12 protein-coding genes and 1 pseudogene are annotated in these 12,638 nt (G+C 71.0%); 8 read left to right on the forward strand and 5 right to left on the reverse strand.

What is annotated here, in order from left to right:
• Positions 1-9 precede the first annotated feature (9 nt).
• Genes H9L22_RS03605 through H9L22_RS03615 form a run of 3 tightly spaced genes read right to left on the reverse strand, consistent with a single transcriptional unit; the run spans position 10 to position 2,303 of the window.
• Entirely contained in the window at positions 10-1,005 is a 996-nt protein-coding gene (locus tag H9L22_RS03605) for a glycoside hydrolase family 43 protein (protein WP_187721626.1), read from the reverse strand.
• Between the two features lie 25 nt (positions 1,006-1,030).
• Positions 1,031-1,396 carry a hypothetical protein gene (locus H9L22_RS03610; protein WP_187721627.1) on the reverse strand — a complete coding sequence of 122 codons (366 nt, stop codon included), beginning with the start codon at positions 1,394-1,396 and terminating at the stop codon, positions 1,031-1,033.
• 31 nt (positions 1,397-1,427) lie between these two features.
• On the reverse strand, positions 1,428-2,303 hold the full coding sequence (locus H9L22_RS03615; protein ID WP_187721628.1) for a hypothetical protein: 876 nt from the start codon (positions 2,301-2,303) through the stop codon (positions 1,428-1,430).
• A 145-nt stretch (positions 2,304-2,448) separates the two neighbouring features.
• Here H9L22_RS03615 and rimP point away from each other — a divergent pair, with 145 nt between their 5' ends.
• Genes rimP through H9L22_RS03630 form a run of 3 tightly spaced genes read left to right on the forward strand, consistent with a single transcriptional unit; the run spans position 2,449 to position 5,839 of the window.
• Positions 2,449-2,931 (forward strand): ribosome maturation factor RimP, encoded by a 483-nt coding sequence (rimP, locus tag H9L22_RS03620; RefSeq protein ID WP_187721629.1) that lies wholly within the window; start codon positions 2,449-2,451, stop codon positions 2,929-2,931.
• Position 2,932: 1 nt separating this feature from the next.
• Positions 2,933-3,907 (forward strand): transcription termination factor NusA, encoded by a 975-nt coding sequence (nusA, locus tag H9L22_RS03625; protein WP_187721630.1) that lies wholly within the window; start codon positions 2,933-2,935, stop codon positions 3,905-3,907.
• 60 nt (positions 3,908-3,967) lie between these two features.
• Entirely contained in the window at positions 3,968-5,839 is a 1,872-nt protein-coding gene (locus H9L22_RS03630; protein WP_187721631.1) for an LTA synthase family protein, read from the forward strand.
• Positions 5,840-5,845: 6 nt separating this feature from the next.
• Here H9L22_RS03630 and H9L22_RS03635 read toward each other — a convergent pair whose 3' ends face one another.
• Positions 5,846-6,379, reverse strand: coding sequence for a hypothetical protein (locus tag H9L22_RS03635; protein ID WP_187721632.1), 534 nt, complete (start codon positions 6,377-6,379; stop codon positions 5,846-5,848).
• A gap of 114 nt (positions 6,380-6,493) precedes the next feature.
• On the opposite strand from H9L22_RS03635, the gene H9L22_RS03640 reads away from it, so the two are divergent.
• The 5 genes and pseudogenes from H9L22_RS03640 to H9L22_RS03660 all read left to right on the forward strand — a co-directional run bounded on the left by H9L22_RS03640 (position 6,494) and on the right by H9L22_RS03660 (position 11,950).
• Positions 6,494-6,727, forward strand: a complete 234-nt coding sequence (locus H9L22_RS03640) for a YlxR family protein (protein WP_226966103.1) — start codon at positions 6,494-6,496, stop codon at positions 6,725-6,727.
• Positions 6,728-6,901: 174 nt separating this feature from the next.
• Positions 6,902-9,727, forward strand: coding sequence for a translation initiation factor IF-2 (gene infB, locus H9L22_RS03645; RefSeq protein ID WP_187721633.1), 2,826 nt, complete (start codon positions 6,902-6,904; stop codon positions 9,725-9,727).
• Position 9,728: 1 nt separating this feature from the next.
• Entirely contained in the window at positions 9,729-10,169 is a 441-nt protein-coding gene (rbfA, locus tag H9L22_RS03650; protein WP_187721634.1) for a 30S ribosome-binding factor RbfA, read from the forward strand.
• A pseudogene (gene truB, locus H9L22_RS03655) lies at positions 10,166-11,028 on the forward strand (tRNA pseudouridine(55) synthase TruB). The gene rbfA and the pseudogene truB overlap by 4 nt, the downstream one beginning before the upstream one ends.
• A gap of 37 nt (positions 11,029-11,065) precedes the next feature.
• Entirely contained in the window at positions 11,066-11,950 is an 885-nt protein-coding gene (locus H9L22_RS03660) for a bifunctional riboflavin kinase/FAD synthetase (protein ID WP_187721635.1), read from the forward strand.
• Between the two features lie 18 nt (positions 11,951-11,968).
• On the opposite strand, the gene H9L22_RS03665 is transcribed toward H9L22_RS03660, so the two are convergent.
• The gene (locus H9L22_RS03665) at positions 11,969-12,448 is read right to left on the reverse strand and encodes a GNAT family N-acetyltransferase (protein ID WP_187721636.1); all 480 of its coding nucleotides are present in this window, start codon (positions 12,446-12,448) and stop codon (positions 11,969-11,971) included.
• Positions 12,449-12,638 lie beyond the last annotated feature (190 nt).

Raw genomic sequence — 12,638 nt, forward strand, 5'->3', positions numbered from 1 at the left:
GAGCGGGAATCAGGCGAACCGGCCGGGGAAGGCGGCCAGGAGCCGGTCACGCTCCGCAGCGGTGATGGGCAGGACGGTGCCGTGCCGGGGACTGCGGGGGAGCTGCGCATCCACCGAGGTGAAGCTGCCGGAGGCGAGGTCGTCGGTGTGGAAGGGCAGGTAGCCCTCCCCTCCGTGGTAGGCGGGCTGGTCGATGAACAGGAACCACCCGTCCCCGTCGTTGGCGCGGAACGCCGTCGGTCCCTCGCCCTCGGTGAACGTGCCGCCCCATGGGTTCGGCTGCCCCTCGCCGACCCGCTCGGCCAGGCGTTCCCACGACAGGGAATGAAGGTCGTCGCTGCGGTCGAGGCGCGGCAGCATGCAGGCCTCGTCCTTCGTGAACCTGTAGTGGATCCCGTCCTGCTCGACGATCGTCGAGTCGATGAGGCCGAGCCCGGGCCCGCGCCGTTCGTCCTGCCACAGGACGGGCGGGGTGAACGTGATGAAGTCCTGCGTCGTGGAGTAGAACATCCGCTGGTAGGAGTCGCGGATGCTGCGTGAGGCGCGGTCGGCGGTGGGGTAGAGGGCCGAGGCCCAGAACACGAAGAACTCACCCCTGGCGGCGTCCCAGACCGCCTCGGGTGCCCAGACGTTGCCGGCCTCCGGACCCATCATCGGCGTCAGCCGCGGCTCCGACCAGGTGACGAGGTCGGGAGACTCCCAGACGACCATGGCCGTCGAGCCCTGCTCCTGGGCCCGGCGGAAGTCGTTGCCGCCGTAGATGCGCAGGTCGGTGGCGATGATGATGTAGCGGTCGCCGTCGGGGTGGCGCAGGATGTGCGGGTCACGGACTCCACGCTCACCCACCGTCGAGGCGAGGATCGGGGCGCCGTCGCCCAGCTCCACCCAGTCGCGCAGCGGGTCGTTGCCCCGGGTGACCGCCAGCCTGATGGCCTCGCCACCGGCGCCCTCCCCGGTGAAGTAGACGAAGAGGTAGGCCCCATAGGGCTCGGTGTTGCGCGTCATGGGGCTCCTCGAACGGGGATGGTGGCTAGATCCTGCCTCCGGTGGCAGGGGGCAGGGCGGGGCGGGCCGCGTAGAGGGTCAGGCCTGCTCCGACGAGCAGCATGACCAGCACCACGACCCTACCGACCCCGAAGTCCCCGGCGAGTGCCGCCCCCACCAGCAGCAGGGCCGCCGCCCCCAGCGCCCACCAGGCAGGTGTCCTGCGTGTCCTCCGGACGGCGAAGCCGTACCACGCGCCGCCTGCGGCGACGAGGGCGGCCGCGACGACGAGGGCCGAGGGCAGCTGCCCGGGCCCGGGGGTGACGGCGTCTCCCAGCGCCACGAACCCCGGCGGCGTCAGCACCGCCGCCGCCGCGAACTGCCAGCCAAGTCTGCTCCGCGCTGCGCTCATGGGTTGAGACTGTCGGGCGTGCTCCCCGCTGTCAAGCAACCCAGCCGGGCCAGTGGCCCAGCTGACCGCCGACCGCCTGCACCGGCGCGACCTGGGCCGCCATGAGCTGCCGCCAGCGGGGGGCGGGGTCGGCGGCGACGCAGTGCGCGTAACCCTCCAGCAGGCGGGTCTCCAGCGCCGCCCAGCCCTGCCGGATGGCCTCGGGGGTGTCCATGGCCGTCGGCAGCTCGAAGGCTGCCGGCTGCGACGGCGCCGAGGCGCCGAGGGCCTCGCGCAGTTCGTTGCGCAGGTGCTTGACGGCGGCGAGGCGGGGCATCGCGAGCGCGACCAGCGGATCGTCGCCCGCCAGGCGGCCGACCCCGACGCCCAACCCGTAGATGAGGGCCCACGCGTGGCCGAGTGCGACGCCCTGGGCGGCCGCCAGCGTCGACTCCTGCAGTCGGCGGGGGGCCGCGTCGAGCGCGAGCGGAGGCAGCGTCGTGTCGGCGAGAGCCGTGACGCCGGTGGCGGCCGACGCGTACAGGAGTCGCAGGGCGCCGTCCCCGGCGGCCTGCGCCCCCGCCTCGAGGGCGGTGACGGCGCCGGTCCGGGCCGCCTCCAGCGCCGCCGTGGCGGCAGCGGCGTCGGCGGGCACTGCCACCTCCGGCGTGGCCGACCCGAAAAGGGGCTGTTCGTCGGAGGAGAGCGGGTCTGGAGCCCCGACCCTGGCCAGGTGCGCCTCACACTGGGCCCTGGCGGCTCCGAGCCAGGGCTGCGCCGTCCAGAACGCGGCACCCTCCAGTCCGGCGAGGGTGGCGTCGAGCAGCGTCAGTGCGAGCTGGGCGGCAGCGGCCTCGGGGCCTGGGTGGGCGCGGGAGGGGAGACGGGGAGTGCCGGCGCGCCGGAGATGACCGGGCTGGGGGCGCACCCGGCCAGCGCCAGGCCGGCGCCGATGAGCAGGGTGCGACGGGTGAGGGGCATGGGCCTCAGCCTAGTGCGCTGGTCCGGCAGCGCATCGCGGCTATGCTTGGCTCCCACAACTAGGTCACACAACCGGATACGGAGCAACTCCCATGCAGGAAACACGCCTCGCTGAGCTCATTGAGCCGATTCTCGCCGGGCACGGGCTCGAACTCGACCACCTCGAGATCACCCCGATCGGGAAGCGCCGCATTCTCAAGGTCACCGTCGATGGGGACGGTCCGTCGGGTCGCGGCCCCCTGGTCGACGACATCGCCGCGGCCGCCCGCAGCCTCTCCGACGCGCTGGACGAGTCCGCTGCCACCGGCGACGCCCCGTACACCCTCGAGGTCAGCTCCCGCGGCGTCAGCCGCCCCCTGACGGCGCCCAAGCACTACCGCCGCAACACGGGCCGCCTGATCAAGGTCACCGCTGCGGAGGGCGGGTCCGTCACCGGGCGGATCGTCACCGTCACCGACGATGCCGTGACCCTCGACGTCGACGGCGAGACCCGCGAGGTGGAGCTGGCGACGGTCACCAAGGCCGTCGTACAGGTCGAGATGAACCGGGCCGACGACGAGGAAGAGGGCAACTGACATGGATGTGGACCTGGCAGCACTGAAGGCCATCGAGAGGGATCGCGAGATCCCCATGGACTACCTCCTCAAGACGCTCGAGGACGCCCTGCTCAACGCCTACAACAAGACCGCCCACGCCCTGCGCGGCGTGAAGGTGGAGGTGAACCCGAAGACCGGCAAGGTCTCCGTGCTCGCGCCCGAGTTCGACGACGACGATCAGATCATCGGCTACTTCGACGACACCCCCAGCGACTTCGGCCGCATCGCCGCCGCGACGGCCCGGCAGGTCATCTTCCAGCGGATCCGGGAGGCGGAGGACGATCAGAAGTTCGGCCACTTCTCGGGCGTCGAGGGCGACATCCTCGTCGGCGTCATCCAGCAGGACCGCGACACCCGCGCCGTGCGGGTGGATCTCGGCAGCCTCGAGGCGATCATCCCGCAGGCCGAGCAGGTCCCCGGCGAGGACTACTCGCACGGCCGCCGGCTGCGCGTCTACGTCGTGAGCGTGCGCCGCGAGCTGCGCGGGCCGCAGGTCATCCTGTCGCGCACGCACCCCAACCTGGTGCGCAAGCTCTTCGCGCTCGAGGTGCCGGAGATCGACAAGGGCATCGTGGAGATCATGGAGGTCGCCCGCGAGGCCGGCCACCGCACGAAGATCGCCGTCGTGTCGCACGACCCGAACGTGTCCGCCAAGGGTGCGTTCATCGGTCCCATGGGCCAGCGGGTGCGCGCCGTGACCAGCGAGCTGGGGGAGGAGAAGATCGACATCGTCGACTACTCGGACGACCCGGCGAAGTTCGTCGCTGCGGCCCTGTCCCCGGCGAAGGTGCTCTCGGTGACGATCGTCGACGAGCAGGCCCGCGCCTGCCGCGTCATCGTGCCCGACTACCAGCTGTCGCTCGCCATCGGTCGCGAGGGGCAGAACGCGCGGCTGGCGGCACGCCTCACCGGCTGGCGCATCGACATCCAGCCGGACGTCCCGACCACCCGCTGAGCCGCGGGCGACCGCCGTCGGCAGGGCGGCGGTCGACGGGTCGCGTAGGATATCCCAACGATGTCGACGCAGAAAAGACGAACGCTCCGTGAACGGCTGGCCGCCCCGACCCACCTGTGGGGGCGGCTGGCCACCACTCTGATCCCCGTCGCGGTCATCGGGGTCTGGCTCAAACTGATCCGGATCGACCGGTTCTACCCGGGATCGGATCTGCTGGGGACGCTGACGAAGGTGTCCTCCGACGTGGCCTTCGGCGCCGCCTGGATCCTGCTGTGGTTCGTGCTGTGCGTGTTCTCCCGCGGCTGGCTGCGCGCGGTGCTCTTCTACCTCGCCCACATCGCCAGCTGTGTGGTCGGCGTCTACATCGTCGTCAACCACGAGTTCGGTCTCCGTACGGGCAACCCGCTCACGTGGGACACGATGGTCTACGCCTTCACGCAGGGTGACCAGCTCGCCGGGCTCGTCGGCTCCGAGATGACCGACAGCGCTATCGCGCTGCTCTGGACGATCATCGCCTCCACCCTGGCGCTGCCCCTCCTCGTGGGGCGCCTCATCGACCCGCTGTTGCGCTGGCGGCCCCGCAAGGGGGTCAAGCGCGCCGCCGTGCTGGCGCTCGTCGCGCTGCTGTTCGGATCCTCGTGGACGGCGCCGACCGCCTCTGCCGCGTTCGCCCTGGCGGCGCCGGTCCGGCTGGCCGTCTCGCCTGTGCGTGACGCCTTCGCGTACCCGTCCGTCTCGGACGCGTGGCCGACCGACCCCGGAGAGACGACGCTGACTCCCCGGGACGGGGCCCAGCACCGCAATCTGGTGCTCATCACATTGGAATCCCAGCGGGCGACCTCGACGCTTCCCGAGACCAGGCAGCCCGTGACGCCCGTCCTCGACGCCCTCGCCGCGGACAGCATCACGCCACGCCGGGGCTACTCGGTGTTCCCCCACACCTCGAAGGCACTCACCGCCGTGACGTGCGGCATCGTGCCGCCGGCTGACGCGGCCAACTCGGAGGCCGAGCCGACCGACGGCATCCCAGCCGCATGCCTGCCCGCGCTGCTGGGGGAGCAGGGCTACGCATCGAAGTTCTTCCAGACGGCGACCGAACACTTCGAGCGGCGCCGCGGCACCGCCGCCAACTTCGGCTACGACGAGTTCATGCCCGTCGACGAGATGTCGACCGTCGGCTTCCACCGGGCCAACTACTTCGGCTACGAAGAGGACATCATGCTCGAGCCGCAGCGGGAGTGGCTGGAGCAGCAGGAGGGCCCGTTCATGCTCGGCATGCTGACGGTGACGGGGCACCACGACTACAAGCTGGAGGGCTACGAGGAGATCGACTTCGTCGACGACCCGCTGCTGAACAAGTACCTCAACAGCATCCACTATCAGGACGCCTTCGTCGGCCGGCTCATCGACATGTTCAAGGAACTGGGGCTCTACGAGGACACCGTCTTCATCATCACCGGCGACCACGGCGAGGGCTTCGGGGAGCATCGGGTCTACCAGCACGACAACACGATCTACGAGGAGGGGATCCGCATCCCCTACCTGATCCACGACCCGCTGCGTGAGGGGCAGGTCCTCGACGACCCGACCGACCAGCTGGCCATTCTGCCGACCGCCGTCGACCTGCTCGGCTTCGACCTGGTGGGCGCCGAGGGCTACCGCCCGTCGCTGCTGAGCGGCGAGGAGCAGCCCCCGGTCGTGGCCACGTGCTACGCCAGGGCCCGCTGCATGGCGACCATCGACGGCGACATGAAGGTGATCCACCACTTCGGCGACCGGCGCGACGAGGTGTTCGACCTCTCGACGGACAACTACGAGCGGGTCGACCTCGCAGACCAGTACGACGAGGCGTGGCGCAACCGGCACAGCGAGTTCGCCACGAAGTGGTACGTCGCCGCCGAGAACTTCTACGAGGCCGCCCGCGAGCAGTAGGCGTCGTCAGCGGGAGTGGTCTCCACCCCGGACCCGCACGATCCCCTCCTCGACAGCCTTCGCGACCGCGTCGGCCTCCGCCTGCGTGAGCGTGCCGTCGGTCACCGCCTTCTCGAGCACCTCCTTGTCGGAGGCGGTCCGTGCGGCCTCGCGCTCCGAGCGGAGCTCGTCGATGGCGGCCGTGACCTTCGACTCGTCGAGGCCGAGGGCCTCGGCCAAGGCCTGTGCGAACGCGGCCTCCCTGGCCGAGCGGTCGGCCTCACGGTCCTCTGATGCAGCGCCGCGGACCTTGTCGATCGCGTCTCGCAGCGTGGTCTCCTCGACGCCCAGCTTCTCCGCGAGTCCGGAGACGTCCCGGAACCCGCCGCGGCCGTGCCTGCCGCCGTGCCCCTGGTCCTGCGACGGCGCGGTCGCCCCAGCCGAGGTGGTGGGCGTCGGCGACGGTGACGCAGTCTCCGCCTGTGCGAGCTGCGCGGCGCCCAGGCCGACGCCTGCGGCGAGCACCGCCGTCGATACTCCGAGAATGATGCGCTTGGTCATGGTCGATCCTTTCGTCACGCCGGGGAGGTCCCGGCCGTGAACCCACCGTGCGTGGGGAAGCTGTCAGCCGCCTGTGGGACGGCTGGCAGTCGGCTGGGGACTAGGCTGCAGGGCGTGAATCCGCAGCGGACCTGTATTGCATGCCGCGCCCGGTGCGACCAGGCCGACCTCGTCCGCCTCGTGCGTGTGGGCGACCTGATCGTCGACGGCACGTCGCCCCGGCTCCCCGGCCGCGGGGCCTATCTCCATGCCGGCTGTTTCGACCTGGCGCAACGCCGTGGGGCCTTCCGGCGGGCGTTCGGTCCGGCCGCCCGACTCGGCGCGACACGCCCGGTTGGTGACCCGTAGCGGGTGGGGATATGATTGCTGACGGCCTACGTCCGCGTGGCCGCATCGTTCCACGCCCGTTCCGGGCGCCAACCAGAAGGTGGGCTAACGCTCATGACCACTCGATGAGTACCCAACGATGATCAAGCACAACTAGGGAATCCGGCCTTGGGGTCGGGCCCGCGAAGGAGAGTAGTGGCTAAGCCTCGCGTTCACGAGATCGCCAAGGAAATCGGGATTTCTAGCAAAGACCTTCTCACCAAGCTCGGTGAGTTGGGCGAATACGTCCGCGGACCGTCCTCCACGTTGGAGGCGCCTGTCGTCCGCAAGATCCGGGAGGCGTACAACGCCGGCGGATCCGACAACCAGTCCAAGCCCCAGGCCGCGCCGAAGCCGGCGCCGGCAAAGCCCGCCGCACCCCAGGCCACGCCGGCAGCGCCGGCAGTGACCCCTGGTGCGGTCGACCCCACGGCTGCGCAGCCGGCCCGCCCGGCCGCCCCGCGCCCCGCCGCACCGACCCCCGCCCCGCGTCCCGCGGCACCGGCCCCCGGCCCGGCGGCCAAGCCTGCGGCGACCCCGCCGGCAGCGGCCCCCGCGCCGCGTCCCGCTGCGCGCCCCGGTGGTGCGGCTCCGGCCCCCGGCCCGCGTCCCGCTGCGCCGACCCCGGCTCCCCGCCCCGGCGGGGCACCGACTCCCGGTCCCCGCAAGCCCGGCGCACCGCGCCCGGGTAACAACCCGTTCGCCCCGTCGCAGGGCATGGGCACTCAGCAGCGACGCGCCCCGCGTCCTGACGGTGCCCCGCGCCGCGACGGCCCCGGTGGCGCCCGTCCCGGTGCACCCGCGGGCGGCGACAACCGGATGCCCCGTCCCGGCGGCACCGGCGGCCTGCCCGGCATGCCGCGCCCCAACCCCGCGATGATGCCGAAGACGGCCAACGCCGCGATCGGCGCCCGTCCCTCGCGTCCCGGCCAGGGTGGCCCCGGCCGTGGTCGTCCCGGCGGTGGCGGCGGTGCCCGCCCCGGCGCGGGCGGCCCGCCCATGGGCGGCGGCCCGATGGGTGGCCCCGGCGGTCGCGGAGGCGGCCGTGGCCGCGGCGGCACGCAGGGTGCCTTCGGTCGTGGCGGCGCCGCAGGTAAGCGTGGTCGCAAGTCGAAGAAGCAGCGCAGGCAAGAGTTCGACCAGATGGAGGCCCCCGCGATCGGCGGCGTGCGCGTCCGGAAGGGCGAGGGACAGACCGTCCGGCTCCGCCGCGGTGCCTCGCTGACGGATCTCGCCGAGAAGATCGGCGTCGACGCGGCGTCGCTCGTGCAGGTGCTGTTCCACCTGGGCGAGATGGTCACCGCGACGCAGTCGGTCGCCGACGACACCCTCGAGGTGCTGGGCGCCGAACTCGACTACAACATCGAGGTCGTCTCCCCGGAGGACGAGGACCGCGAGCTGCTCGAGAGCTTCGACCTGGAGTTCGGCGAGGACATCGGCGACGAGGACGATCTGGCGGCACGTCCGCCCGTCGTCACCGTCATGGGCCACGTCGACCACGGCAAGACGAAGCTCCTCGACGCCCTGCGGCACGCCAATGTGCAGGCCCGCGAGGCCGGCGGCATCACCCAGGCGATCGGCGCCTACCAGGTGGAGACTGTCGTCGACGAGGCCGAGCGCGCGATCACCTTCATCGACACCCCGGGCCACGAGGCGTTCACCGCCATGCGTGCCCGTGGTGCCAAGTCGACCGACATCGCGGTGCTGGTCGTCGCGGCCGATGACGGTGTCATGCCGCAGACCATCGAGGCGCTCAACCACGCCAAGGCGGCAGACGTCCCGATCGTGGTGGCGGTCAACAAGATCGACAAGGAGACGGCCGACCCGGTCCGTGTCCGCGGTCAGCTGTCCGAGTTCGGACTGGTTCCCGAGGAGTACGGCGGCGACACCCAGTTCGTCGACGTGTCCGCGGTCACCCGCGAGGGCCTGGACCACCTGCTGGAGTCGATCGTCTTGACGGCCGACGCCGCGCTCGATCTGCGTGCGAACCCCGACATGCCTGCGCAGGGTGTGGCCATCGAGGCCCACCTCGACAAGGGCCGCGGCCCGGTTGCCACCGTCCTGGTGCACCGCGGCACGCTGCGGATCGGTGACTCCATCGTCGCCGGTTCGGCCCACGGCCGCGTCCGCGCGCTGATCAACGATCAGGGCGACACCATCACCGAGGCCCCGCCGTCGATGCCCGTCCAGGTGCTCGGCCTGACGTCCGTGCCGGGAGCCGGCGACAACTTCCTCGTTGTCGACGACGACCGCATGGCCCGCCAGATCGCCGACAAGCGTGAGGCCCGCATGCGGGCCGCCATGCAGGCGAAGACGAGCCGTCGCAAGACCCTCGACCAGCTGTTCGAGCAGATGGAGAAGGGCGAGACGCAGGAGCTGCTCCTCATCCTCAAGGGTGACGGCGCCGGTTCTGTGGAGGCCCTCGAAGACGCCCTCAGCAAGATCGAGGTCGGCGAAGAGGTGTCGCTGCGCGTCATCGACCGCGGTGTCGGTGCGATCACCGAGACCAACGTCTCGCTCGCCGCGGCCTCCAAGGCCGTCATCCTCGGCTTCAACGTGCGGCCCACGCCGCACGCGACCCAGATGGCGGACCGGGAGAACGTGGACATCCGCTTCTACTCGGTCATCTACGCCGCGATCGACGAGATCGAGGCCGCGCTCAAGGGCATGCTCAAGCCGATCTACGCCGAGGAGATCCGCGGTCACGCGGAGATCCGTGAGGTCTTCCGTTCCTCCAAGTTCGGCAACATCGCCGGCTGTATGGTCACCAACGGCACCATGCGGCGCAACGCCAAGGCGCGTCTGCTCCGCGACGGCGTCGTCATCGCCGACACCTCGGTCGCCTCGCTGCGACGCGAGAAGGACGATGCGACCGAGGTCCGCGAGGGCTTCGAGTGTGGTCTGACTCTGTCGAACTACAACGACATCCGGATCGGTGACATCGTCGAGACGTACGAGATGGTGGAGAAGGAGCGCGACTGACATGGTGGGCCCACGCAACGCGAAGCTCGCTGACCAGATCAAGGTGCTGCTGGCGTCGACGATCGACCGTAGGGTGAAGGACCCCCGTCTGGGGTTCGTCACCATCACGGAGGTCCGCCTCTCCGGTGACAACCGGGAGGCGACGGCGTTCTACACGGTGCTGGGCGACGACGAGGCGCGCGCCGGTTCCGCGGCCGCCCTCGCGTCGGCCACCGGGATGCTCCGTTCGACGGTCGGCGCCCAGCTCGGGATGAAGTTCACCCCGACGCTGGCGTTCGTCCTGGACGCGACGCCCGAGTCGGCCCGCCACATCGAGGACCTGCTCGCGCAGGTCCAGGCGAGCGACGCCGAGGCCGCGGCGGCCGCGCGCGGCAAGGAGTTCGCCGGCGAGGCTGACCCCTACAGGCAGCCCCGCCAGGCCGAGGAAGCCGACCAGCAGTGAACCACGCCTCGGGGGTGGTGATCGTCGACAAGGAGTCGGGGGTCACCTCCCACCAGGTGGTGGGGCGGCTGCGGCGGCTGCTCGGCACCCGCAAGATCGGCCACGCCGGCACCCTCGACCCGATGGCGACCGGCGTCCTGATCCTCGGCGTCAACCGGGCGACCCGCCTGCTCGGACACCTGGCACTCCACGACAAGCGGTACCTGGCCACGGTCCGGCTGGGGGAACGCTCCGACACCGATGACGCCGACGGCACCGTCGAGCCGGTCGCTCCCGCGGCCGGCCTCAGCATCGCCGCGGTGGACGCGGCGCTCGCGCCGCAACGCGGCGACATTCTGCAGCGTCCCAGCAGCTTCTCCGCCATCAAGGTGGAGGGTAAGCGCGCTTACGCGCTGGCCAGGGCCGGTGAGGCGGTTGAGCTGAAGAAACGTCCCGTGACGATCACCCGGCTCGACGTGCTCGGGGCGCGGGTGGAGGGCGACTGCCTCGACGTCGACCTCGACGTTGAATGCTCGTCTGGCACCTACGTCCGGGCCATCGCCCGGGACCTGGGTGAGGCTCTCGGGGTGGGGGGCCACCTGACCAGCCTGCGCCGCACCCGCATCGGCGGCTACGACATCGCCGACGCCGTCCGGCTCGGCGACGAGCCCCCGCGCTGCTCAGCATGGCCGAGGCGGCCCGGCGCAGTTTCCCCGTGGTCGAGCTGACCGCCGAGGAGGCCGTCGACGTCGGCTTCGGGCGGCGCCTCAGCCGGACCGTCCCGGGCACCCCGACCGGCGTCCTCGATCCGGCCGGCAACCTGCTGGCCCTCTACGAGCCCAGCGACGCGGGCGCCAAGCCGCTCGCCGTCCTCGTGTGATCGCCGTCGAACATAGATTCCTCGAAGGAGCAACCAGGTGAACGAATCTGTCGTGGTGATCGGCAACTTCGACGGCGTGCACGCCGGCCACAGGCGGGTCCTGCAGGCAGCCCTCGCCGGTGACGGCCTGCCCGTCATCGTCGTGACGTTCTGGCCCCATCCGGTGACCGTGCTCCGGCCCGGCCAGGCGCCCAAACTCCTGAGTGACCTGCGCACCCGCATCGAGCTGCTCCGCGAGGCGGGGGCCCACGAGGTGCGGGTCATCTCGTTCACGCCGGACGTAGCCGCCCTCAACCCCGCGACTTTCGTCGAGCGGTTCCTGCTGCCGCTCAACCCACGCAGGATCGTGGTGGGAGAGAACTTCCGCTTCGGGGCGAAGGCGGCCGGCGACGTCGCCACGCTCGCCACCCTCGGGCAGGGCCGCTTCGCGGTCGAGCCGGTGGCCCTCGAACACGACGCCGACGGCGTCACCTGCTCCACCTCCATCCGGCAGCAACTGGTCGACGGCGACGTCGAGGGGGCCGCACGTCAGCTGGAGCGTCCGTTCCGGTTCCGCGGTGTCGTCGTGGTCGGAGACCAGCGCGGACGGCAGCTCGGCTTCCCGACGGCGAACCTGACGGTGCCCTCCGACATGGCGGTGCCCGCTGACGGCGTCTACGCCGGTTGGCTGACGCGCCTCGACGAACCCGGGGCTGCGCCGATGGCCGCCGCGATCTCCGTCGGGACGAACCCCACGTTCGACGGAGCTGATCGCCGCGTCGAAAGCTATGTCATCGACCGCACCGACCTGGAGCTCTACGGCGTCGAGGTGGCGGTGGACTTCGTCGCGCGGCTACGCGGCCAGGTGCGATTCACGGGCGTCGACGACCTCATCGTGCAGATGCGTGCCGACGTCGACCGCGCCCGGGAGGCGCTGGCCTGACGCCCCGCGGGGGACCGCTCAGCGGACGGTGAGCGACTTCTTGTAGACGGCGTAGTGCTTCGAGGCCTCCACACCGTCGTCGACCTGCTCCACCTCGGGATCCTCGACGAACAGATGCTCGCCGGTCGGGTGGTATTCGAGGGAGACGTAGAGCGGAACGGCCTTCTCATTCATCGGGTCGACGGCGAGGTAGACGGCGCTGTAGCCAGCCTCCCGGGCCGTCCTCTCCAGGAAGCTGCTGAGCGCCCGGCCTGCGCCCATGCGGCGGGCCGACGGGTAGACGTACATGTTGCGCAACTCTGGTGTGAGGTCTCCGGACTCGAAGTCGAGGAGGGCAGTGCCGAGGGCCGCGGCCCCGTCCAGGGCGACCGCGAAGATCAATCTGCCCTGGTTCATGGCAGAGAAATGCTTGTCCACGAGGCCAAGCTCCGGGCGTGACTGGTGCAGGCGCAACTGATCGAGATCATCGGCTTCGACACGGCGCACGGTGATGGCCATTTTGCTCCTCGGGGGTCCTCTCGGGGTCTCCACCCTAGCGCGTCGGGGTGGCCCGCAATCGGGGTGGAACGGATTCGGGCAGGCCGGGAGAGCGGGTGATTAGGGGCCCTCGGAGGGACGGTGTTAAGGTATGCAGGTTGCCGTCATACCGGCCACGGCCTCGTAAGAGCCCCGCCCGCACCAGCGAAGG

This window comes from Tessaracoccus defluvii (assembly GCF_014489575.1).
GTDB lineage: Bacteria > Actinomycetota > Actinomycetes > Propionibacteriales > Propionibacteriaceae > Arachnia > Arachnia defluvii.